The organism is Ideonella sp., assembly GCF_041914305.1.
In the GTDB taxonomy this organism is placed as follows: domain Bacteria; phylum Pseudomonadota; class Gammaproteobacteria; order Burkholderiales; family Burkholderiaceae_C; genus Ideonella.
Genome location: NZ_JAYSDQ010000005.1, coordinates 65,053 through 87,593 on the forward strand (window position 1 = coordinate 65,053; position 22,541 = coordinate 87,593).

General features: G+C 68.7%; 17 protein-coding genes. 6 read left to right on the forward strand and 11 right to left on the reverse strand.

The genetic code is table 11. The annotated features are described in order from the left end of the window. The first annotated feature begins 15 nt into the window (after positions 1 to 15). Positions 16 to 795 carry a 3-hydroxybutyrate dehydrogenase gene (locus ACE3SG_RS08285; protein WP_374564027.1) on the forward strand — a complete coding sequence of 260 codons (780 nt, stop codon included), beginning with the start codon at positions 16 to 18 and terminating at the stop codon, positions 793 to 795. A 39-nt stretch (positions 796 to 834) separates the two neighbouring features. Here the strand turns inward: ACE3SG_RS08285 and ACE3SG_RS08290 are convergent, their stop codons facing one another. Beyond that, positions 835 to 1,497, reverse strand: a complete 663-nt coding sequence (locus ACE3SG_RS08290; RefSeq protein WP_374564029.1) for an SIMPL domain-containing protein — start codon at positions 1,495 to 1,497, stop codon at positions 835 to 837. Positions 1,498 to 1,760: 263 nt separating this feature from the next. On the opposite strand from ACE3SG_RS08290, the gene ompR reads away from it, so the two are divergent. Continuing rightward, the gene (gene ompR / locus ACE3SG_RS08295; protein WP_329720229.1) at positions 1,761 to 2,495 is read left to right on the forward strand and encodes a two-component system response regulator OmpR; all 735 of its coding nucleotides are present in this window, start codon (positions 1,761 to 1,763) and stop codon (positions 2,493 to 2,495) included. 187 nt (positions 2,496 to 2,682) lie between these two features. After that, entirely contained in the window at positions 2,683 to 4,014 is a 1,332-nt protein-coding gene (locus tag ACE3SG_RS08300; RefSeq protein ID WP_374564031.1) for an ATP-binding protein, read from the forward strand. A 30-nt stretch (positions 4,015 to 4,044) separates the two neighbouring features. Here the strand turns inward: ACE3SG_RS08300 and ACE3SG_RS08305 are convergent, their stop codons facing one another. Further along, a complete protein-coding gene (locus ACE3SG_RS08305) occupies positions 4,045 to 4,644 on the reverse strand; it encodes a chalcone isomerase family protein (RefSeq protein WP_374564033.1) in 600 nt (199 codons plus the stop codon). A gap of 131 nt (positions 4,645 to 4,775) precedes the next feature. After that, on the reverse strand, positions 4,776 to 5,348 hold the full coding sequence (locus ACE3SG_RS08310; protein WP_374564035.1) for a TetR/AcrR family transcriptional regulator: 573 nt from the start codon (positions 5,346 to 5,348) through the stop codon (positions 4,776 to 4,778). A 93-nt stretch (positions 5,349 to 5,441) separates the two neighbouring features. Between ACE3SG_RS08310 and ACE3SG_RS08315 the strand changes: the two genes are divergently transcribed. Next, positions 5,442 to 5,909 (forward strand): DUF1348 family protein, encoded by a 468-nt coding sequence (locus ACE3SG_RS08315; protein ID WP_374564037.1) that lies wholly within the window; start codon positions 5,442 to 5,444, stop codon positions 5,907 to 5,909. Positions 5,910 to 5,966: 57 nt separating this feature from the next. Here the strand turns inward: ACE3SG_RS08315 and ispF are convergent, their stop codons facing one another. Both ispF and ispD read right to left on the reverse strand, forming a co-directional pair. After that, positions 5,967 to 6,473 (reverse strand): 2-C-methyl-D-erythritol 2,4-cyclodiphosphate synthase, encoded by a 507-nt coding sequence (ispF, locus tag ACE3SG_RS08320; protein ID WP_374564039.1) that lies wholly within the window; start codon positions 6,471 to 6,473, stop codon positions 5,967 to 5,969. 2 nt (positions 6,474 to 6,475) lie between these two features. After that, positions 6,476 to 7,192 (reverse strand): 2-C-methyl-D-erythritol 4-phosphate cytidylyltransferase, encoded by a 717-nt coding sequence (ispD, locus tag ACE3SG_RS08325; protein ID WP_374564041.1) that lies wholly within the window; start codon positions 7,190 to 7,192, stop codon positions 6,476 to 6,478. 188 nt (positions 7,193 to 7,380) lie between these two features. Between ispD and mfd the strand changes: the two genes are divergently transcribed. Further along, complete coding sequence (mfd, locus tag ACE3SG_RS08330; RefSeq protein WP_374564043.1) at positions 7,381 to 10,830, forward strand: transcription-repair coupling factor; 3,450 nt, start codon at positions 7,381 to 7,383, stop codon at positions 10,828 to 10,830. A gap of 4 nt (positions 10,831 to 10,834) precedes the next feature. Here mfd and ACE3SG_RS08335 read toward each other — a convergent pair whose 3' ends face one another. The 6 genes from ACE3SG_RS08335 to ACE3SG_RS08360 are packed head-to-tail and all read right to left on the reverse strand — an operon-like array spanning position 10,835 to position 21,780. Next, positions 10,835 to 11,344 carry a GNAT family N-acetyltransferase gene (locus ACE3SG_RS08335; RefSeq protein WP_374564045.1) on the reverse strand — a complete coding sequence of 170 codons (510 nt, stop codon included), beginning with the start codon at positions 11,342 to 11,344 and terminating at the stop codon, positions 10,835 to 10,837. 47 nt (positions 11,345 to 11,391) lie between these two features. Next, positions 11,392 to 13,392 (reverse strand): hypothetical protein, encoded by a 2,001-nt coding sequence (locus ACE3SG_RS08340; protein ID WP_374564047.1) that lies wholly within the window; start codon positions 13,390 to 13,392, stop codon positions 11,392 to 11,394. Next, complete coding sequence (locus tag ACE3SG_RS08345) at positions 13,389 to 14,534, reverse strand: VWA domain-containing protein (protein WP_374564049.1); 1,146 nt, start codon at positions 14,532 to 14,534, stop codon at positions 13,389 to 13,391. The genes ACE3SG_RS08340 and ACE3SG_RS08345 overlap by 4 nt, the downstream gene beginning before the upstream one ends. After that, positions 14,531 to 16,876, reverse strand: coding sequence for a DUF5682 family protein (locus ACE3SG_RS08350; RefSeq protein WP_374564051.1), 2,346 nt, complete (start codon positions 16,874 to 16,876; stop codon positions 14,531 to 14,533). Before ACE3SG_RS08350 ends, ACE3SG_RS08345 begins: the two co-directional genes overlap by 4 nt. Positions 16,877 to 16,885: 9 nt before the next feature. Next, positions 16,886 to 17,977 carry an AAA family ATPase gene (locus tag ACE3SG_RS08355; RefSeq protein WP_374564053.1) on the reverse strand — a complete coding sequence of 364 codons (1,092 nt, stop codon included), beginning with the start codon at positions 17,975 to 17,977 and terminating at the stop codon, positions 16,886 to 16,888. A 5-nt stretch (positions 17,978 to 17,982) separates the two neighbouring features. Further along, positions 17,983 to 21,780 (reverse strand): DUF4132 domain-containing protein, encoded by a 3,798-nt coding sequence (locus ACE3SG_RS08360; protein WP_374564055.1) that lies wholly within the window; start codon positions 21,778 to 21,780, stop codon positions 17,983 to 17,985. A gap of 260 nt (positions 21,781 to 22,040) precedes the next feature. On the opposite strand from ACE3SG_RS08360, the gene ACE3SG_RS08365 reads away from it, so the two are divergent. Next, positions 22,041 to 22,541: a sigma-70 family RNA polymerase sigma factor gene (locus tag ACE3SG_RS08365; protein WP_374564057.1), complete on the forward strand. Its 501-nt coding sequence runs from the start codon at positions 22,041 to 22,043 to the stop codon at positions 22,539 to 22,541.

The following is a 22,541-nucleotide window of genomic DNA, read 5'->3' on the forward strand; positions in this document are numbered from 1 at the left end:
ACCCGGAGATTCTTCATGCTCAACGGAAAGACCGCGCTCGTCACCGGATCCACCAGCGGCATCGGCCTGGGCATCGCCCAGGCATTTGCCGCGCAGGGCGCGAACGTGATGCTCAATGGTTTCGGCGATGCCGAAGCCGCCAAGGCCGAGGTGGCCCAATGCGCCACCGGCGGCGCCAGGGTCAGCTACCACGGGGCCGACATGAGCAAACCGGCCGAGATCGAGGCGATGGTCAAGGCCTGCGAGGCCGAGTTCGGCGCGGTCGACGTGCTGGTCAACAACGCCGGCATCCAGCATGTGGCGCCGGTCGAAGACTTCCCGGTCGAGCGCTGGGACGCGATCATCGCGATCAACCTCAGCTCAGCCTTCCACGCGATCCGCGTCGCGCTGCCGGGCATGAAGGCGCGCGGCTTCGGCCGCATCCTCAACGTGGCCTCGGTGCATGGCCTGGTGGCCTCGGCGCAGAAGTCGGCCTACGTGGCCGCCAAGCACGGCATCATCGGCCTGACCAAGACCGTGGCGCTCGAAACGGCAACCACGCCGGTCACTGTGAACGCCATCTGCCCAGGCTGGGTGCTGACGCCGCTGGTGCAAAAACAGGTCGACGCGCGCGCCGCGGCCGACAAGATCAGCAACGAAGAAGCGAAGAAGCAACTGCTGGCCGAAAAGCAGCCATCGCTGCAGTTCACGACGCCGGAGGAACTGGCCGGCTTGGCGCTGTTCCTGTGCTCACCGGCAGCGGCCAACATCCGCGGCGCTGCCATCAACGTGGATGGCGGCTGGGTCGCGCAATAGGCAAATCGACGGCGGCTGGGTTCTCAGCCGCCATCGCCCCTACTTCATTTGCACGCTGCCACTGACATTGGCCGTCACGCTGCCCTTGCCAGGCTCGGTGGGCAGTGCGATGTCGGCGGCTTCGGCCTTCATCATGCCGGCCCGGGCATAGGGCATGGGTGGCGGGGCTGCCCCGTCGGTCGACACGTTGACCTCTCGGATCACATAGCCGCCATAGCCGAACTGCTTGGCCAGTTCGTCGGCGCGGGCCCGAAAGCGCCCCACCGCCTGCGCCGAGACCTCGCCCTCGACCTTTTCGCGGGCCTCGCGTGACAGGCCGTAGTCCACCCGGGCGATCGTCATCGTGCCGATGCGGCCACTGAGCTGCGCGATCGCCGCCATGTCGCGGCCCTCGATCGTCAGCTCGGTGCGGCCCTGCCAGCCGTTCAACTGGCCCTTTTGGTTGTAGCGCGGCTGGACCGAAAAGGCGCCGGTCTGCACCTCGACCTGCCCGGGCTTGGCGACGCGCCGCGTTTCGGCCAAGGCCGCGTCCACGGCCTGCTTCAGCTGGGTCTGCACGGCGCCGGCATCGGTGCCTTCGCGGTTGACCGACAGCGTCAGCACCATCCAGTCCTGCGGCAGCTCGACGGTCGCGGTGGTGCTGAGCGTCAACACGCCCTGCAGCGGCGCAGCGGCCGGCGGCGCGGGTTGGGCGGTGGCCAAGACAGGCGCCAGGGCCAGCGAAAACAAGGCCAGGTGACTGGCAGCAAGACGGCCAGCAAGACGGTCCGCAAAGCGGCCGGCAAGGCAAGAAGCAACGGTCATGGTGAGCATGGAAGTGGCGATGACCCTTCAATGATCTACCCCTCTAGGCCGGCCGACGCAACCGGTTGGCAGGTGGGGCAACATTTGTAACAGAGGGTCAGACCGCCCGGAAACCCCGTTTTCGGCTTGCACAATGCCTCTGTTACAAATTAGGAGTCGACATGAGCACCACCAGCAACGCCCGCCCGGACCGCATCGTCGTTGTCGATGACGATGCCCGCATCCGCGACCTGCTGCGGCGCTATCTGACGCAAGAAGGTTTCGAAGTTCTGCTGGCCGAGGACAGCAAGGCGCTGAACCGGCTGCAGACGCGCGAAACCATCGATCTGATCGTGCTGGACCTGATGCTGCCCGGCGAAGACGGGCTGTCGATCTGCCGCCGCCTGCGCGCCGCCAACGACTCCACCCCGATCATCATGCTGACGGCCAAGGTCGAAGACGTCGACCGCATCGTCGGCCTGGAAGTCGGCGCCGACGACTACCTGCCCAAGCCCTTCAACCCGCGCGAGCTGCTGGCCCGCATCCACGCGGTGCTGCGCCGCCGCCCGGCGCAAGAAGCGCCCGGCGCCCCGGCCAAGGACCCGCAGGTCGTCAACTTCGGGCCGTTCGAATTCGACCTGTCGCTGCGCCGCCTGACCAAGGACGGCGAGCAGATCACGCTGACCACCGGCGAGTTCTCGATGCTGAAGGCCCTGGTGCGCCACCCGCGCCAGCCGCTGAGCCGCGACAAGCTGGCCCAGTTGGCGCGCGGCCGCGAGTTCGAGCCGTTCGACCGCAGCCTCGATGTCCAGATCTCGCGCCTGCGCAAGATGCTGGAACCCGATCCGTCCAACCCGCGCTACATCCAGACCGTGTGGGGCGTCGGTTATGTCTTCGTGCCGGGTGACACGAACTGACCCCACCCCGAAGCGCCATCGGCGCCTCGCGCTCGAGGGGCCGCCACCAGCGGCGGCCTGGCCAGGCCGGTTCCGCGGTGGCCGCCAGGTTCTGTTGGATTCATGCGTCGCGTTTGACGCATTGATCCATGGAGAACTGACAATGCGAGCTGATCACCGGCCTGAGGTGCAGGCCCGAGCTCGCTGAATGCCCATTGCCCGCCCCCCCTTTGCGCTGAACCTGTTCTGGCGCACCTTCTTCCTGCTCGGCCTGCTGCTGTTCGGGGGCGTGTTTGCCTGGGTGCAAACGCTGCGCCAGCTCGAGTTCGAGCCGCGCGCGGTGCAGGCTTCGCAGCAGATCGCCAGCCTGGTGAACCTGTCGCGCGCTGCGCTGCGGTTTTCCGACGGCATCAACCGCATCGCCGTGGTCAAGACCATGAGCGACCAGGAGGCGGTCAAGATCCTGCCGCGTGAGCCCGGCGACCGCTGGGAGCCGTTCGAGACCGACCGGTTCACCCGCCTGGTGGCCACCGACCTGCGCAACCGCCTGGGCGAAAGCACGATCGTCGCGCGCACCGTCAACGGGGTAGACGCGCTGTGGGTCGGCTTCAACATCGAGCGCGACCCCTACTGGATGCAGGCCGAATCGGCCCGGCTGAAGCCGCTGACGCCGGGCACCTGGTTCGTCTGGGTCGCGATTGCGCTGGTGGCCACCCTGCTCGGCTCGGTGACGATCGCCAGGCTGATCAACCGGCCGCTGCAGAACCTGTCGTTCGCCGCCAGCCGCATCCGCGAGGGTGAATTCGATTCGCGGCTCGACGAGTCGACGATGACCAGCGAGATCCGCGCGGTCAACATCGGCTTCAACCGCATGGCGCGCGAGCTGGCCAAGGTTGAAGAGCAGCGCGCGGTGATGCTGGCCGGCATCTCGCACGACCTGCGCACGCCACTGGCCCGGCTGCGGCTGGAGGCCGAGATCAGCGTGGCCGACGACGAGGCCCGCCGCAACATGGCCGCCGACATCGACCAGCTCGACGCGATCATCGACAAGTTCATGGACTACGCGCGGCCGGACGATTCGCGCACCGGCCCGGTCGACCTGACGCAGGTGATCGTGCGCGAGGCCGCGGCCTTCCGCGACACCTCGCAGATCCGCATCTCGCTGCGGCTGACACCGGGGCTGATCGTCAAGGGCGACGACACCGAGCTGGGCCGCGTGTTCGCCAACTTGTTCGAGAACGCCCGCCGCTACGGCCGCTCGGTGGACACCGGCGTCACCAAGGTCAAGGTCACGCATGTGCAGGTGGGCGACTCGATCATCGTCACCGTGCGCGACTACGGCCAGGGCGTGGCGCAAGAAAAGCTCGAGCACCTGACCACCCCGTTCTTCCGCGGCGACGCCGCCCGCACCGCCGCCACCGGCGCCGGCCTGGGCCTGGCGATCGTCAAGAAATCGCTGCAGCGGATGGACGGCAACCTCGAACTCGCCAACGCGCGCGACGGCGGGCTGATCGCCCACATCCGGTTGAAGCGGGCCTGACGCGCAAGCCGGGCCTCGCCGCGTCAGCCGTCAATAGGTGCTGCGCGGCTCCACGCCCAGCAGCGCGTCCTTCAAGGCCGGCTCCACGGCCTGCGGCCCCAGCCAGATCCGCAGCACCATCGCGAAGAACTCCGCATCGCCCACCGGCGCGCCCTGCGGCTGCCCCTGGATGAAGAACTGCGTGCCCTTGCCGGGCAGGTAGTCCATCGCAAAGGTATCGCCGGCCACCAACTTCGGCTTGCCGGAAAAGATCTCGATCAGGCGTGTGGACGACAGCGCGTGCCGCTGCACCAGGTCCGCCGGGCTGTTGGCCTGCAAGCCCTTGATGAACGCCAGGCCCAGGTCGGTGCCCGGGATGTCGCGTTGGGCGACGAAGGCCAGTCGCTTGGCCCCTTCCATGTTCAACACGGCGTCGACGCTGCTGGCCTTGCGCGGCAGGTACAGCGCCATGTCATAGACCTTGAACATCAGCCTGAACCGGCTGCCGCCGCCATTGAGCAGCAAGGTGACGCCCTGCACCTGCGCCGTGCTCTCGAAATGCGTCGAACTGGCAGCCCAGGCCGGTGCGCCGGTGGCCAGGCACAACGCCAGCCCCAACGTGAACGATCGACGTCCCTCACCTCTCATCATCAGTCCCTCTTTGTCGTGATCGATCCTGCGGGATCGTCTTTGGAAAGGACAGATGTTGCCTGGACGAGCGCACGCCCCAGCTACGGGTTAACAAGCAAGCCGCGCGCCCCGATGGGCCAACTCTTCACGACTCAAGCCACCAGTGCCGTGACCAGGCATTCCAGGCCTTTCAAGACCTCGCCCGATTCAGCCTGGAACTGCGCCTGCACGATCGCGCCGTCCATCGCCAACACCAGCGCCCTCGCGTTGCGCGCACGCAGCCGCCCCGGCGGCAGCAGCCCCGCGACCACGTCCGCCACGTCCTGCTTGTGGCGCCGCGCCATCTCCACCACCGCCGGCAGGGTGCCGCCAAGCTCGCCCACGCTGTTGATGAAGGCACAACCCCGGAAATCGGCGTGGCCCAGCCACTCGGCCAGCGCCGGCACCAGCGCCTGAACGCCCTTGCGCTCGCTGCCGTGGCGAACCAACGCGTCCTTGAACCACGTCATCCAACGGTCGTGCCTCAACGCCAGAAAGGCCAGGATCAGGTCGTTCTTGCTCGGGAACTGGCGATAGAACGTGACCTTGGTGACACCGGCTTCGGCAATCACCCGGTCGATCCCGGTGGCGCGGATGCCCTCTCGGTAGAACAGGTCGTGCGCGGTCCACAAGATTCGATCGCGCACCGGCAGGCTGCGCAGGTCGAGGGTGTCATCGGTCAGCATGGCGGCATTGTAGACAGACTTGTCTACATCACCCACAATCGCCGATGTAGACAGATCTGTCCACACACCACGATCACCAAACAAAGGAACCCCATGGAAAGCCGCCCGCCGCTGCCACCCTTCACACGCGAAACCGCCGCCCAGAAAGTGCGCCTGGCCGAAGACGCCTGGAACAGCCGCGACCCGGCCCGCGTGGCGCTGGCCTACAGCACCGACACGCGTTGGCGCAACCGCGCCGAGTTCGTGACGGGCCGCGACGCCGTGCAGGCCTTTCTGGCGCGCAAGTGGGCCCGCGAACTCGACTACCGGCTCATCAAGGAGCTGTGGGCGTTTGACGGCGCCCGCATCGCCGTGCGCTTCGCCTACGAATGGCACGACGACTCCGGCCAGTGGTACCGCAGCTACGGCAACGAAAACTGGGAATTCAACGACGCGGGCCTGATGACGCACCGCCATGCCAGCATCAACGACCTGCCGATCAACGAATCCGAGCGCCAATACTTCTGGGCGCCAGGGCGCCGACCGGACCAACACGCCAGCCTGAGTGAGTTGGGCCTGTAGCCGGCGCGCCAGCGCCCCACCCGAGTCTTCAGCGTCGAAGCGTCAAACGGGGGGCGGTCAAGCCTTCGCCAGCAAACACACCGCCCGCGCCTCGATCGCCCGGCCCTCGCCCACGGGCCCCATCTTCTCGGCCGTCTTGGCCTTGACGTTGACTTGATCGGCGGCCACGCCCAGCGCCTCGGCAATGCGCTGGCACATCGCCGGGATGTGTGGCGCCATCTTCGGCGCCTGCGCGACGATGGTGCAGTCGACATTGACCACCACCCAGCCCGCGGCGCGCACGCGGCGCGTGGCCTCGGCCAGCAGCACGAACGAGTCGGCACCCTTGAACTCGGCGGCCGTGTCGGGGAAATGGCGGCCGATGTCGCCCAGGCCCGCACCGCCCAGCACCGCGTCGGTGATCGCGTGCAGCAACGCATCGGCATCCGAATGGCCGAGCAGGCCATGGCTGTGCGGGATCGTCACGCCGCCCAGCACCAGCGGGCGGCCGACGACCAGCGCGTGCGTGTCCCAGCCTTCGCCGACCCGCAAGGCGGGCAGCGCAGCGGCGGTGGAATTCGTCATCGTCATGCCTCTTTGGTGGCCAGCAGTCGCTCGGCCAGTTGAAAGTCACCCGGCCAGGTGAGCTTGAAGTTCTCCCATTCGCCGCGCACCAGCTTCGGCGCGTGGCCCAAGGCTTCGACCGCGCTGGCCTCGTCGGTCACCGCGGCGCCGGCATGCGCCAGCGCGGGTGCCAGCAGGCCCAGGCGAAACATCTGCGGCGTCTGCGCGGCCCATTTGCCGCTGCGGTCCACCGTGTGCGCCACACGGCCGTCATCTTCAGCCTTCAGCGTGTCGGCCACCGGCAGCGCCAACAGGCCGCCCACCTCGTCGTCCATGCAGGCGTCGATCAGCCGGTCGACCCACTCGGGGCGGATCAGGCAGCGCGCTGCGTCGTGCACCAGCACCCAGTCATGCGGCTGGGCCCCGCGCTCGCGCAACGCCGCCAGGCCGTTCGCCACGGTCTCGGCGCGCGTCGCGCCACCGCAGCGCTCGACCCAGGCGCGCTCGCCGGCAAAGCCGGGCACGGCCGCGTCGAACAACGTGTCTTCCGGCGACAGCACCACCAGCGTGGCGGCCAGGCGCGACACCTGGGCCAGCGCGGCCAGCGTGTGCGCCACCATGGCGCTGCCGGCCACCGGCTCGTACTGCTTGGGCCCGGCCGCGCCTGAGCGCGCACCGATGCCGGCACAAGGTACCAATGCATAACAGCGGGGCATGGTGCCTGCGGCGTCGATCAACATGGGGGCGATTCTAGAATCGCCCCTCATGCGCCATGCGGCGCCCCCTGCCCCTCGCCGATTCGATCGCCGCGGGGTGTTTTGCTTTGAGTCATGTGCCCCCTACGCCGCCTTCGGCGTCGGTCCCCCCGAGGGGGAGCGATCGCCTCGGGGCGGCCCTTCGGCGATCCCCCGTCATCACCCCAGCCCGCATGCAGCTTCCATCCATCGCCCCCGGCAAACGATTCACCCTGCCCCGCCCCACCGGCTCGGCCGATGCCCTGCTGCTGGCCCGCATGGCGCAGGCACGGGCCGACGAGCAGCGCATGCTCGTCATCGTCACGGCCGAGCCGGGTGATGCCCAGCGCCTGGCCGACGAGCTGCCCTTCTTCGCCCCCGGCTTGCGGGTGGCCGTGTTTCCCGACTGGGAGACGCTGCCCTACGACACCTTCAGCCCGCACCAGGACCTGATCTCCGAGCGGCTGGCCACGCTGTGGCGCATCCACCAGCGCGAGGTCGACGTGGTGCTGCTGCCCGCCACCACCGCGCTGACGCGCATCGCGCCGCCGTCGTTCCTGGCCGGCACGACTTTCCAGTTCAAGCAGAAGGCCAAGCTCGACGAAGCCGCGTTCAAGAGCCAGTTGACGCTGGCCGGCTACAGCCACGTCAGCCAAGTGGTTTCACCCGGCGAATACGCGGTGCGCGGTGGGCTGATCGACCTGTTTCCGATGGGCTCGCCGGTGCCCTACCGCGTCGACCTGTTCGACAACGAGATCGATTCGATCCGCACCTTCGACCCCGATTCGCAGCGCAGCCTCTACCCTGTGCCCGAGGTGCGGTTGCTGCCCGGCCGCGAATTCCCGATGGACGACGCGGCGCGCACCAAGTTTCGCCAGCGCTGGCGCGAGATGCTCGAAGGCGATCCGACCAAGTCGCGCATCTACAAAGACATCGCGCAAGGCATCGCCACCGCGGGCATCGAGTACTACCTGCCGCTGTTCTTCGACGAGCCGGCCACGATCTTCGACTATCTCGCCGACAACACCATGCTGACGCTGCATGGCGAAGTCGACGACGCCCTGCAGCGCTTCTGGGCCGACACGCGCGAGCGCCACCGCTTTCTGCAGCACGACCCGGACCGGCCCATCCTGCCGCCCGAAAGCGTGTTCCTGCGGATCGAAGACTTCTTCACCCGCACCGCCCACCACGCCGCGTTGAGCTTGCGTGGCAACGAGCCGGTGGATTGGGCCCGCCCGCTGCCGGACGTGTCCACCGACCGCGGCGCCACCGAGCCGCTGGCTGCGCTGGAAAAACACCTCGACACCACGCCCCACCGCGTGCTGCTGGTGGCCGAGAGCGAGGGCCGCCGCGAAAGCCTGCTCGAGCTGCTGCGCGACCACAAGATCGATGTGCCGAGCGTCGCGACGCTGGCCGAGTTCGAAGCCGGCGACGAGAAGGTGGCGATCACCGCGGCGCCCTTGGCCTCCGGCTTCTTCTGGCACGAACCGGAAGCCGGCAAGGCGATCCAGTTCCTGACCGAAACCGAGCTGTTCGCCAGCGCCCCCAGCACCCGCCGGCGCCGCAAGCAAGAGCAGACCAGCAGCGTCGATGCGCTGATCAAGGACCTGTCGGAGCTGAAGATCGGCGACCCGGTGGTGCACGCCAGCCACGGCATCGGCCGTTACCAGGGGTTGATCCACATCGACCTGGGCGACGGCCCTTCCGAGTTCCTGCACCTGACCTACGCCGACAACGCGACGCTGTACGTGCCGGTGGCCCAGCTGCACATGATCAGCCGCTACACCGGCGTCAGCGCCGAAGAAGCGCCGCTGCACAAGCTGGGCTCCAACCAGTGGGACAAGGCCCGCCGCAAAGCCGCCGAGCAGGTGCGCGACACCGCCGCCGAGCTGCTGAACCTGTATGCCTTGCGCGCCGCGCGCGAGGGCCTGGCCCACCGCTTCTCGCCGCACGACTACGAGGCCTTCGCGGCCAGCTTCGGCTTCGAGGAAACCCCCGACCAGCGCGCCGCGATCCACGCCGTCATCCAGGACATGATCAGCCCCAAGCCGATGGACCGCCTGGTCTGCGGCGACGTGGGTTTCGGCAAGACCGAGGTGGCGCTGCGGGCGGCGTTCATTGCGGTGCACGGTGGCAAGCAGGTCGCGCTGCTGGCACCGACCACGCTGCTGGCCGAGCAGCACTACCAGACATTGGCCGACCGTTTCGGCAAGTGGCCGGTCAAGGTGGCCGAGCTGTCGCGCTTTCGCACCGCGAAGGAAGTGCAGGCCGCGCTCGAAGGCATCGAGGCCGGCACGGTGGACATCGTCGTCGGCACGCACAAGCTGCTCAGCAAGGACGTGAAGTTCAAGCGCCTGGGCCTGCTGATCATCGACGAAGAGCACCGCTTCGGCGTGCGCCACAAAGAGGCGATCAAGGCCATGCGCGCCGAGGTCGACGTGCTGACGCTGACCGCCACCCCCATCCCCCGCACGCTGGGCATGGCGCTCGAAGGCCTGCGTGACCTGAGCGTGATCGCCACCGCGCCGCAGCGCCGCCTGGCGATCAAGACCTTCGTGCGCAACGAGGGCACCGGCACCATCCGCGAGGCCGTGCTGCGCGAGTTGAAGCGCGGCGGCCAGGTCTACTTCCTGCACAACGAGGTCGAGACGATCGAGAACCGGCGCCAGAAGCTGCAAGAGCTGATCCCCGAAGCGCGCATTGCGGTGGCCCACGGCCAGATGCCCGAGCGCGAGCTGGAGCGCGTGATGCGCGACTTCGTCGCCCAGCGCCACAACCTGCTGCTGTGCTCGACCATCATCGAGACCGGCATCGATGTGCCCAGCGCCAACACCATCGTCATCAGCCGCGCCGACAAGTTCGGCCTGGCGCAGCTGCACCAGCTGCGCGGCCGCGTCGGCCGCAGCCACCACCAGGCCTATGCCTACCTGCTGGTGCCCGATGTCGAGGGCTTGACCAAGCAGGCGGCCCAGCGGCTCGAGGCCATCCAGGAGATGGAAGAACTCGGCTCGGGCTTCTACCTCGCCATGCACGACCTGGAGATCCGCGGCGCCGGCGAGGTGCTGGGCGACAACCAGAGCGGCAACATGATGGAGGTCGGCTTCCAGCTCTACAACGACATGCTGAGCGAAGCCGTGCGTGCGCTGAAGAACGGGCAAGAGCCCGACCTGCTCTCACCCACCAGCGGCGTCTTCGGCAGCACCACCGAGATCAACCTGCACGCGCCCGCGCTGCTGCCCGACGCCTACTGCGGCGACGTGCACATGCGCCTGAGCCTGTACAAGCGCCTGGCGACGGCCGAGCGCGCCGAGCACCTGGACGCCCTGCTCGAAGAGGTCACCGACCGCTTCGGCAAGCTGCCCACGCAAGGCCAGACGCTGTTCGACACCCACCGCCTGCGCATCCTCGCCAAGCCCTACGGCGTGCAGAAGATCGACGCCGGCCCGCGCCTGATGAACATCACCTTCCGCCCCAACCCACCGATCGATGCGATGCGCATCATCGAGCTGGTGCAGAAGAACCGCCACATCAAGCTCGCCGGCAACGACAAGCTGCGCATCGAGCGCGAGATCGCCGAGCCGCGCGACCGGGCCCAGTTCATCCGCGACACGCTGCGCGCGCTGGGGCAGCCGGTGGCGACCTGAAGGCCTACAACCGCCGCTCCATGAACCGCCAGACATCCAGCAGATGCCGCGGCGCTTCGCTGCCTGGGTATGGCGGGCAGTCAGTGAAACCGGCGGCGGCATAGAGCCGGTGCGCCGCCGGCATGAACGGCGCCGAATCCAGCACGGCCTTCTCGCAGCCGAAGGCCCGGGCGTCTGCGATCAGCCGGTTCAGCATGGCCTCGCCCAAGCGCAGGCCGCGGTGGGATGGCCGCACGTAGATCCGCTTGAGTTCGGCCACGCCGGGCGTGATTTGTCGCAGGCCACCGGTGCCGACGGGCGCGCCGCCCCACTCGACCAGGTAGAACACCCCTTCCGGCGGCTGTTTGCCGCACAGCAGGTCGAGGCCCTCGGCGACATGGCGCTCGACCGAGGCCAATGAGGGCGCCGTGGTCGCCCCCTGGGCGGCGATGCCCTGGGTCACCCACAGCATGTACTCGACCGAGAGCTGGAACAGCGCGCCCCGGTCGACGCGCAGATCGGCAGGCCTGAACACAGGCGCGTGGCCGGTCGTGCCCGTGCCGCTGTGGTCAGGTGCCGGGGTCATGGCGTATGAGGTGATTGATCGAGTGTCGCCGCGTCGGCGTGCAGCTGGCGCAGCGCCAGCAGTGGCGTCAGGGCCGGGGCGAGTCTGGCGTCTGCCGGGTTGGCCTGGGCTGCAGCCACCTCGGGGCCCAGCGCGCGCAAGCCCTGCGACAGCTCGCGAAGCCCGGCGGCGTCGAGCCGCTGGGCGAGTGCGGCGGTATCGGTGGGCCAAGTCCGTGGCAACCCTGCCAGGCCATGATGCAGCAGCAAGGCCAGGTGCTGGCGCAGCGCTTCCAGGTGACGGGCGCACGGGTCGTCGCCGGCCAGCTCAGCCATGCCCAATGGCAAGGCGGCCAGCGCTCCTTCGGCGTTGGCGAAGTCGGGCACGACCAGGCCATCGCAGGCGATGGCCCATGGGTCCAGGCTGGGTACACCGTGGTGCCAGCTCAAGACACCGGCCACGTGCCGCAGCTCGCCGTGCCGCCGCGTCCCTGCCGCGGCAATGGCGTCGAGCGCATGGGGGGCGTGACGCTCATGGAACCGCCGCAGCAGCAACGGCTCGCCCTGCGCGTCGCGCAGCACCATCGCCACGCATTGCGAATTGGCGTCGTAGACAGGCTCTTCCACCTCGGCCGGGCTGAAGACGATGAAACGCCGCGCCGCGTGCCGGGGCTGCAGGGCGGCATTCGGGTGCGCCATCTGTTCTGCGCGCAAGGCGGCCACGTTGTCGAAACGCACCGGGCTGCCGAGCTGGGCCCAGTCTGCCGATTGGGGCAGCACGCTGTTCTGCGAGCTGCGTGCACGCGCCAGCCGCACGCTGCCATCGGGCCGGCGTGCGGCCTGCTGGGCCAGCAGCTGGCCTTGCGCCAAGGCTTCGAGGCGAACGCCCGGCGCCAGCCGCTCGGCGGCGCGCAATGCGGCCTCGTCGGCCCCGCGCGCCTCAGGCACTTGCCAGTCGTGCGTGATCACCAGGCGTGTGCCGGTGTCAATGTCGGCCATCACCAGCGTTGTTCGCCGGCCTTCGCCATCGCGCTGGGTGCGCGCGCCCAGGCACATCAGCCGCAGCCGGTCCAGCGCCGTCTCGCCCGATTGGCCGGTGCCGAGCACGGCGCCGCCATGGCCGGGCAAGCCGCCGGCCGTCAAGCGCAGCGTCAGCTCGGCCAGCAGGTCCACGCCTTGAGCCGGGTCATACAAGGCGCTTCGCTTCGCATAGGCTTCGCACCAGGTCTCCAGGTCGGCAACCACCAGCGAAATCCAGGCGGCATCGGCGGCAGCGACGCGTGCCGACGACAGCGGCTGCATCAGCGCGGCGCCGCCGCGCGCCACCCCATGGCGGGCGACCGCTTCCACGATTTGATGGAACGGCCCGTGATCGATTGCTTCGCGATGCCCTTGCGCGCCCAGCCGGACGGTGAGGTGGGCGGCAGCCGAATCCTGTTCGTCGGCCGCACGAAACGCCCAGACGCCGAGCGCCACGTGTTCGCAGGCCGACGCCCGCAGGCAGTCGCAACGGGCCGTCTCGAGCGCTGCGCCGCCCCAAAAGCGCACGGTGGCACTGGGCAGCCGCGCGGTGTCGCAGGGCTCGCCGCCGGCGCGCCGGCGCACCTCGATGCTGACACCCGCATCGCGCTGCAAACGGGCCTCGGCCAGCAGCGAGGCCGGGATGAGCCGCGCCAGCGCATCGTCGCTGGCACTGGCCACCGGCGCCACGGCCGGTGCCGGATCGGCCCCGTCCGCAGTGACCGATTCGCGGTAGGCCAACGCCACGATCACCCGGTGCCGGCAGACGCCTGCCGCACCGCAGCTGCAGCGCACGCTCTGGATCGTGGCCCCAGGTGGCCAGCGACACGACACGCCGTCGTCGAACGTCGCCTCGATCTCCCCGGTGGCGTCCACCACCAACTTCGGCCGATAGCCACCGGCCAGCTCGCGCACCGCCCGCTTGACGATGCCCGCATTGGCGGCGTGCGACAGTGCCTCCGGCGACAGCAGCAGCAAGTCGGCGCGAACGGCGCTCACTTCAGCTTCTCCGCCAGCCAGGCCGCCAACTGGCCCGGTGTCATCGCGCCCACATGCGCCCCGGCTTCCACCAGCTTGCCGGCCAGCTCCTTGTCGTAGACCGGGTCGGCGCGCTCGTCGAGTGCCGCCAGGCCGAGCACGATGCTGCCTTGCGCCACCAGCGCGCGCACGTGCCCGATCAACACATGCTCGGACATGCCCTCGTAGAAGTCGCTGACGATGACGACGATGGCGCGCCGCGGTACGCTGATGTGCTCGGCCGCATAACCCACGGCCTTGCCGATGCAGGTGCCACCGCCGAGCTGCACGCCCATCAGCACCTCGACCGGGTCGTTGACGCTCTCGCTCAGGTCGACCACCTCGGTGTCGAAGGCGATCAAGTGGGTCTTGATGCCCGGCAGCCCCCACAGGCACGCGGCGGTCACGGCTGAGTGGATGACCGAGTTCAACATGCTGCCGCTCTGGTCGACCAGCAGGAACACCTGCCAGGGCTCCAGCACACGGCGCGTGTGGACATGGAACAGCGGCTTCTGGATCACCAGCCGCTTGCGCTGCGGGTCGTAGTGGCGCAGGTTGCGCTTGAGCGTTTCCCGCGCTGCAAACTGGTTCGCCGCACCTTGCAGGCTCAACTGTTGGGGCTTGCGCGCCCCGGTGAACGCGCGCTGCACCTGCTTCGCCAGTCTCTCGATCAACTCGCGCACCACCTTCTCGACCAGCTTGCGCGCCATCGCCAGCACCTGCGGGTTCATCAGGTGCTTGGTGCGCATCACGGCCTGCAGCAATGCGGGGTTCGGCGTGGCGCGCTCGAGCACGTCGAGGTTGGTCACCACCTCGTCGATGCCGTAGCGTTCGATGGCGTCGCGCTCCAGCCGCTCGATCGTCTCTTTCGGGAACAGCTCGTGGATCTGGTTGATCCACTCCGGCACGGTGATGGGCGACGGGCCGATGCCGCCGTGGCGGTCCAGCACGTCATCGGGGTTGTGGTTGCCCTGCGAGGTGTCGTCGCGCCCATAGAGCCACGCCAGCGCACGGTCCATGCCACCGGCCGTGCCGCCGCAAGCGCCCAGGCTGGCGCTGCCGGCCTCGCCCAGCAGCAGGCGCCAGCGCTCGGCGGCGTCGAGTTCGGGCAGCGGTTTCGTCATGGCGCCACACCCGGCCACAGGCCGATCTCGCGCGCCCACGCCAGAGCCTGGGCTTCGACGCGGCGGGTATCAAGCAAGGCTTCGACGCCTTCGCGCAGGTTCAGCAGGCGTTGATGCTGGCCCGTGTGCAAGCCCAGCAGCTTGGCGACATGAGCCGCCAGTGCACCGCGCTCTCTGGGCGGAAACCAGCCGATCGCAGCACGCAGCGCAGGCAGCGCGACGAGAAAGTCTTCGACCCCCATGCCGTCGAGCGCCGCGTGGATCGCCCGCACGATGCCGTCTGTCTCGGTGGCCAGTGCGCGGGCGCACGAGAACAAGCCATAGAGAAAGTCGCCCAGCGCGTCGCGCGGCGGCATCGCGCGTGTCAGCGCGATCACCTCGTCACGCGCGGCTTGGGCGTCGCCACCGGCCAGGGCGCCGTGTTGGCAGGCCACGCCGAGTGCCGCGCCGCGCAAGGCCGGCGGCTTCGAGGCCGCGTGGGCCAGGCGTGCCAGCGTCTGGCCCACGAAGGCGGTGTCCAGTGCCGGCAGGCCCAGACGCAGCAGGGTGTCGAACACCGCGGCTGCCCCCACGTCGGCAGCCATCTGCTGCGGGCTGCCGGCGCCGTCGCGGCCTTCGAGCAGCCACAACAAGCGCTCGGCCATCAACGCCAGCGTGCCTTCGAGCAGCTCGCGCGGGTCATCGCCCCAGAAGCCGGCCTGCACCACGCCGGCCAGAAGCTGCGCAGCCTGCGCCAGCGCACCGTGGTCGTGACTCTCGGCAATGCCATCGCGCAATTGGCCGACCAGGTCGCGCCCCATGTCGAACAGCCCGGCGCGAATGGCCTGCATCAGGCATCTCGCCAACTCGGCAGCGTCGCCATGCGCATCGGCCACCTGGCGCAGCAGGCACTGCCGTGCGGCCGATTCGAGCGTCGCGCCGTGCACCGCCGCCTCGATCAGGTCGGGGTACCAGCGCTCGTTCTGATGCAGCCGCCAGTGCTCTTCGAAGTGGAGCTCACGCGCCAGGCCCCGTGCGGCCTGCGGCGCTTTGGTCTCCACCAACTGCACGCCGCTCACCCTCAGGCCATGCAGTTGCCACAGCAGATGCGCTCGCGGCGCGTCCTCAACCCGGCGGCGGTCGAGCATCAATTTGCGCGGATCACGACCGATCTCCAACGCTTGCTCGGCCATGCGTTGGCGCACGTCGTGCAACAGCGGCGGCAGAGGCGTATCGCCGTGCAGGCGGCCGGCGCCGTCTCCGGTCAAGGCGAGCAGCGCCTCTCGCAGCACCGGGTGGTGATGCGCGTGAAGCCGCCGTGCGCCGCTCCAGGGTGCGGGCGCCTCCAGCGCCTCTTTGACCACGGCGGATTGCAGTGCATCGAGCAAGTCGACGCGCAGCGGCGCCACGTGCCCGCGCAAGCCGGCCAACGCGGCACCGGTGCGTTCAAAAGCCATCAGGTCCGCCGTCGACAGTGCCACCTGCGCGCGGCGCAGGCGCGACACCACCTTTGCAACGGCACGGTCACCCGCGGCACCGACACCGTGCTGCCAGACCCACTGGTAGTACATCGGCGAAGGCATGCCGGCGGCGTAGCCACCGAGCGCGTCGACCTGGCGGTATTCGAACGGCACCAGGTAGCAGCCGGCGGCCCGTTCGTTCAGTGGCTGCGGCACGTCGGGCTCGGCCGCGTTGGGCACGCCCCCCGCAACGAGCGCGCGCTCCAACGCTGGCTTGTGCCAACCGCCGCAAATGACCAACACCCGCTCGAAATTCGACGAGGCCCAGGCCAGCCATTGCGACATGTGCTGCTCACGCGCCTGGTCCTGCTCGGTGCCGGGGTCGTCACCGCGCAGCTCGGCGAAATACAGCTCCAGGCGCTGGGCCAGGTCGGCCTGCGCCTCGACGGGGACCGACTCGAACAGATGGTCCCACAGTGCGTCGTCACCGTCGCAGGCGAAGCGGCGGCACAGCCGCTCCACCACCTCGCCGTAGCGGGAGCGTGTGCTCATCTGCCCCGCCGTGCGGCGCTGCGCATCGGGCAGCGTGCGGTAGCGCCAATGCGGCAGGTCCATGAAGCGCAGCGCAGCGCCGATGGCGTGGCCTTCGCGCAGCGCCACCCACTCGGGCGAGTAGTCGAGCAGCGGGAACCAGCACTGGGCCGCCTGGTCCGCCTCGTTGGCATAGCTGTACAGCGCCAGCGGCAACTGGTGGTCGAGCAGCAGCTCGCCGATGCGCGGGTTGAAATCGCTCGGCCCTTCGATCAGGATGGCTTGCGGCCGATCTTGCGCGATCGCGTGGGCGACCAGCCGGGCACAAGCCGGGCTGTGGTGTCGCACGCCGATGACGCGAACGGTGCTCACGAACGGCGGCTACTCAGGCAGCAGATGGCGCGCAGCGTGAAACGCCTGCCAGTGCTCGCCCTTGCGGCGGCTGGCGCGTTGCTCGATGTAGCGGCGAATCTTCTTCAGATCTTCAGGGTTGTCCTTGGCCGCTGCGCCCGCGAGCGCCTCGACGATGTCGCCGGGCTGGCCCGCATCACCGCGCAGGTAGTGCCCGCGCAGCGCCACCGCATGCGCCACGCTGACAGCTTCGGCGGTGCTGACGACGGTCGACAGCCGTTCGCCGGCGTTGCCGTCCTTGTCGAGCCCGGTGCGCAACTCGCGAAACGTGGTGACCAGCACCTCCAGCACGTCGTCTTGCGGCGTCACGGCCAACTGGTCTTGCGCGAGCAGCCGCGCCAGCTCGGACCGCACCAGCGCCAGCTCCTCGTCGTAGTCGGCGATCGGGAACACCGTCTCGAACGAGAAGCGGCGCTTCAAGGCGGCCGACATCTCGTTGACGCCGCGGTCGCGTGTGTTGGCGGTGGCGATCAGGTTGAAGCCGGGTGCGGCGAACACCGCGTTGTCCTCGGCCAGCTCAGGCACCATCAGCAAACGCTCGGAGAGGATCGACAACAGGCCGTCTTGCACCTCGGGCGGGCAGCGCGTGATCTCTTCGAAGCGCACGATCCGGCCCTCCCGCATCGCGCGGTACAGCGGCGAAGGCACCAGCGCGCGGTGGCTCGGGCCTTCGTTGAGCAGCAGCGCGTAATTCCAGCCGTACTTGATCTGGTCTTCGGTGGTCGCGGCACTGCCCTGGATCGTCAAGGTGCTGGTACCGCACACCGCGGCCGCGAGCAGCTCGGACAGCAGGCTCTTGGCCGTGCCCGGCTCGCCGACCAGCAGCAAGGCGCGGTTCGACGCCAGCGTGACCATCGCCCGCTCGATCAGGCTCGGCGCGCAGACGATCTTGCGGCGAATGCCCGGGCCACCGCCGATGAACTGCATCACCGCCTTCATCGACAGCCGCCAGCCCGGCGGCACCGGCCCCTTGTCGGTCTTGGCGAGCTGGGCCAGCTCGTCGGCATACAGCTGCTCGGCAGGTGGCCGCTGGATGCGCGCCGTCGTCTTCTTCGCGGTCATCGAAGCTACTCCTTCAGCGGTGCGAGCAACTCGGCGTCACGCAGCACTTCGCTGGCAGCGATCGGGTCCAGGCGCTCGAAATTGGCGTGACCCTGGTTGTCCCAGGTGCCGGTGTGCCGCAGCACGATCTTCGGGATGCGCTGCTTCGGCTCGTAGCTGATGTCGCCGACGATCGTGCCGGGGTCAAGCTCGAGATCGACCTGCAGGCCATCGGCCACGCGTTTGCTGAACCAGCCGACCCAGCCGGCGTCTTGTGCCTGGCCCCGCTCCCAGCCGCGGTTGACCAAGCCCATCACGCTGCCGGTGGCCACCGTCTTGTGCTCGAAGCGCTTGATCTCGCTGCTCTTCAGCTCCTCAGGTGTCAGCGTGTAGGTCTCGCGGCCGAGCTGCTTGAACGGCTGCAAGATCTCGTAGTCGGCAAAGATCTGGCCGAAGGCCGCCTGCATCGCTGGTGGCATCTCGATCACATGGACGATGCCGACGTTCGCGTCAGCGGGCAGCTCGGTCTGCGAGTCGTCGGCATCGGCCAGCGTCCAGTCTTCGGCGATGCGAAAACCGCTCACCAGTGCGCCGTTGGCGTCGTACACGCCCCAGACCAGGCGAGCCGCCAGGTGCCGGGTCAGCGGGTGTTCGAGGAAGAACAGCTTGAAGTCGGTGGCCGTCCAGCGGCGGCGCTCGACCATGCTCATCTCCAGCCGCGTGACCTGCAGGCTGGCGATGGCCTTGGCGTCCTTCTTCAGTTGTTTGAAGCGATCGGTCGCGGCCTCGGCCAGCGCGGCGTCGTCGCTCTTGATCGGCTTGGGCAGGTCTTTCAGGCGCACACCCTGCGCGTCCTTCACGAAGGGCTTCAAGGTCTCGTCGAACCCGACGAAGAACTGGCGCGGCCCGAAATCCAGCGCCAGCGTGCCCTGCTCGTCCAGGCCCAGGTCGGGCACCAGCCGGTCGGCCAGCTCGGCGGCGGTGAACCCGCGGGCCTCGGCCACGGCGGCGATCTTCTCCTTGGCGCGGTCTTGCAGCGCCTTGAACTTCACTTTGCCGGCAATGCCGTTCAAGTGCATCAGCGCCACGTCGCTGCCAATGGCGGCCAGCAGATCCAGGCCAGTCACCGCGCGCTGGTGCGCCGACTCACCCGGCCACTCGCGGATGCGGGGCGCCAGCCGCCGCGCCGTCTCGTCGTCGCCCAGCAGGCCCAGCGCGGCGAAGGCCCACGAGTCTTTGCTCGGCGCCGCGGCGGCCATCCAGGCCTCGAACAAATCCCAGGCGAACTCCGCCAACGACGCCGGCGTGCACACCTCCTTGACGATGGCCAGGCCGGGATACGGGGCTTCGAGCTTGCTGATCGCCAGCATCGTGCCGATGTGCTCGATGGCGCTCGTCGGCAGTGCCTCGCCACCATCGCGCAACAGCGGGCGGCGGAACGACGGCGCAACAAAGAACACCGGCAGCTTCGGCATGCGCGCCGGCAGCACGAGCAGCGGGTCGGCGTCGAGCAAAGCCTGCAACGCCTGCGACATCTCGGCGCCGTAGGCCGCGGCCACATCGTGCGCCCGCTCTTCGAAGCCGTTGGCCACCAGCCAGCGCACCCCGAACTGCGCGTTGTCGCGCTGGGTCTTGTCTTTGCCGAAGGCCAACGGCAACGCCGCCGTCAGCGCGGTGTCGGCGTGCGCCCGCAGCCATGCCATCGCCACGGCCTTGGCCTTTTTCAGGTTTCGCAGCGCATGCAGCGCGGTCGGTACGAGCTGGGCGCTGTCCACGGTCAATGCGATGGCGAGCCCGCTCTCTGCGTTGGACTGCGCAAAGGCCACCAGCCCGGGCAGCGCCGCTTCCCCGTGCCGGGCCAGGATGGCGGCCACCGGGGCGGCGGGGTCAACATAGCTGTACCAGTACTTGGCGGGGTAGCTGTTCCACAGCGCCAATCCCGCCGGGTCGGGAAAGATCAGCACGATCTCAGGCGACTCGCCGCTGTAGTACGACTTGGTGAGTTGAACGTCGTCGGCCTGCAGCCACTGGCCGGCCATCACGCGGGCACGGCCGGCCGGCGTGACATGCATTTCGGTCAACGCGTGCTCGGTCGGGTTCGCCGCGCGCTTCAGCCGCCAGGCATTGACCTGATAGGCGGCGTGCTTCGCCTTGACTTCGGGCGTCCACTCGATGCGGTCCGGCGTGGCACGCGGCGCTACATCCAGCGTCGGCAGTTCTGACGCACGAGCCTTGCGCAGCCAGGGCGGCTCGCGCAGCAGGGGCGGCAGCTGTTCCGGGCTGGCTTCTGCGGTGCGCAACGATTCGAGCAGCGCTTCGAAGCGCTCTCGCTCACCGGCGGCGAGAACGGGCAATGCCTGCGCAAGTGCCGCCGGCTCGCGCAGCGCCAGGCGCACGGCCCAGCCCTCGGCCAGGCGCGAGCGAGACGACAGCGCGTGGCCGATCACGCACTTCAGCACGGCTGCCGGATAGCGCTCGGACACCTTTTCCAACGCAGCGCGGCATTCCTTTCGCTCGATCAGCTCCACCAGCAGCTCGACCATCTGCGGCATGCGCATCCGCGCGACCAGGGCGGTGAGCTTTTCGCTGTTGTCGCGGTCGGGCGCACGCCGCAGCAGGTCGGCCAGCAGTTCGAACGCCCCGGTGTCGTGAAGGTGCAGTTGCAGCGCCAGCGCGCCCTCCAGCGTGTAGAGGTAGGGCGTCGCCTTCTTCAGGTAGCGACGCATCACATCGGCCGGGGCCACGGCGTCGCGCAGGTACAGCTGGTCGAGCGGCGATTCGTCTGCCATGCTGGCCTGAACCCAGTCGGTGCGATGCGGGCAGATCTCTGCCCGCAGCAGGCGATCGAGCGGCGTCGAGCCGGCCTGCCGGTCCAGCGTGGCGATCACCGCGTCGTGCTCGGCGTCGCTGCACACGGCGATCGCTTCGCGCAGCGCCTCGAACTGCGAGCTGATGACGTGGTTGAGTTGGTATGCCTCGGTCTGGATGCCACGCGCCAGGTCGAGGGCCACCTCGATCATGAAGGGCAAGCCGTGCAGTGCAGCCCCCACCACCGTGGCCCAGATCAGGCCAAGGTTGCGGTAGTGGTGGCCATGCCGGCCAAAGTGGGCTTCGGCGGCATCAAAGGTCATTTGCCCGCACAGGCACTGCACGCACAGCTCCAGCCAGAACGAGGGTTCGGCCCGCTTCAGCGCATCGGGCTGGCACATCTCGGCCAGGGTCTTGGCGTCCCAGTGGGTCCAGCGAGCGTTCATCGCCGTGGTCACCGAGGCGAAATTGCGCGCCTGAAAACCGTGTTGGTCGTCGCGGATCTTGATCGGCTGCGCGAGCAGCGCCTTGCCATCGAGCGGTGGCCGCGTGTGGATGCCGCGCACCACGGGCATCGCCTTGCGCAAGGCATCGCTCCAATCGAAACCGCCCGAGGGCCAGTCGATCGGCGGCAAGTCGGCGCTGGCCGAGGCCGTGGCGATGGTGGCGGCTGGCGTTGCCGACGCCGCGGCGGTTGCCGCGACAGGTACGTCCTTTGTCGCCGCCTTCACCGCAACGCTCGCGGGGGCGGGGGCCGGTACGGGTACGGGTGCGGGCGCTGGCGCCGCAGGCAATGCCGCCCCCGCAGCCACCGTGACCTCGCCGTACCCCTTGCCGGTCTTTTCCTTGACCAGCGCCTCGAATTCTTTCTGGGCCGCCGCGTCGTTGGCAAGCGTCTTGGTTTTGGTCTGCCCGTTGGTGCCGATGCGACCGAAGCGCACCGTCACGTCACAGCCAGCGCGCTCGACCTCCCAAAACTTGCTCGATGCCCCTTCGATCAGCTCGAATCGCCGCATTGCCCGTCCCTCCCGATGTTGGTGCGATCTACGGTCGACTATATCGGCGGCCTGCCTGGGGGTTCACCCAGGGTTGCCGTTAGGTCTGCGGCTTGGCGCAGGAGCCAGCGCCCTTGCCATGCCGGTGCTTTCACGGCCCGCTTTGACCATCGCGACGGCGGGTGCTTTCAGCGTCCTGGCCTCTCTCCCGACTACCATTCAAATGCGAATGCTTCTCATTTGAATGTGACGCTCGAAACCAAATTCCAGGGAGACTTCCTTTGTCGACACATCCTTTGGCGGTGGTGTTCATCACCCATCGCCCTCAGCTCAAACGCACCGCGCAACGCATCGTCGGCTGTGCCCAGCGTGCCGACGATCTGCTGCACGACGCGTATCTCAAGGCCACGGCGTGCCCACGCGCGGCGCTGAACGAACCGGTGTCGTACTGCCACCGCATCGTGCGCAACCTCGCGATCGATGAGCACCGCCGGTCCGCGCTCGAGGGCCACCTGTTCGAAGAAGCCTGCGAGGGCTTCGACGATGTGGGCTGCCCTTGCGCGTCGCCCGAGCGGCAGGCCATGGGCCGGCAGCACCTGGCCTTGCTGAGCGAGGCACTGGCGGGCTTGCCCGAGCGCCCTCGCCTGGCCTTCGAGCTGTACCAACTCGAGGGCCTGACCTTGCGCGAAGTGGCGGCGCGGCTGGGCCTGTCGCTCTCCACCGCGCACGCCTTGTTGCGCCAGGCCATGGATTGCTGCCGCGCCGCCCTGCCCGCAGAGTGA

Excerpts from the sequence above, each read along its gene's own strand:
- ACE3SG_RS08285 (WP_374564027.1), top strand. The coding sequence starts at position 16 with ATGCTCAACGGAAAGACCGCGCTCGTCACCGGATCCACCAGCGGCATC.
- ACE3SG_RS08360 (WP_374564055.1), bottom strand. The coding sequence starts at position 21,780 with ATGCGGCGATTCGAGCTGATCGAAGGGGCATCGAGCAAGTTTTGGGAG.
- ispF (WP_374564039.1), bottom strand. The coding sequence starts at position 6,473 with ATGACGAATTCCACCGCCGCTGCGCTGCCCGCCTTGCGGGTCGGCGAA.
- ACE3SG_RS08315 (WP_374564037.1), top strand. The coding sequence starts at position 5,442 with ATGGAAAGCCGCCCGCCGCTGCCACCCTTCACACGCGAAACCGCCGCC.
- ACE3SG_RS08310 (WP_374564035.1), bottom strand. The coding sequence starts at position 5,348 with ATGCTGACCGATGACACCCTCGACCTGCGCAGCCTGCCGGTGCGCGAT.
- ACE3SG_RS08345 (WP_374564049.1), bottom strand. The coding sequence starts at position 14,534 with ATGACGAAACCGCTGCCCGAACTCGACGCCGCCGAGCGCTGGCGCCTG.
- ACE3SG_RS08305 (WP_374564033.1), bottom strand. The coding sequence starts at position 4,644 with ATGATGAGAGGTGAGGGACGTCGATCGTTCACGTTGGGGCTGGCGTTG.
- ACE3SG_RS08355 (WP_374564053.1), bottom strand. The coding sequence starts at position 17,977 with ATGACCGCGAAGAAGACGACGGCGCGCATCCAGCGGCCACCTGCCGAG.
- ACE3SG_RS08300 (WP_374564031.1), top strand. The coding sequence starts at position 2,683 with ATGCCCATTGCCCGCCCCCCCTTTGCGCTGAACCTGTTCTGGCGCACC.
- ispD (WP_374564041.1), bottom strand. The coding sequence starts at position 7,192 with ATGTTGATCGACGCCGCAGGCACCATGCCCCGCTGTTATGCATTGGTA.
- ompR (WP_329720229.1), top strand. The coding sequence starts at position 1,761 with ATGAGCACCACCAGCAACGCCCGCCCGGACCGCATCGTCGTTGTCGAT.
- mfd (WP_374564043.1), top strand. The coding sequence starts at position 7,381 with ATGCAGCTTCCATCCATCGCCCCCGGCAAACGATTCACCCTGCCCCGC.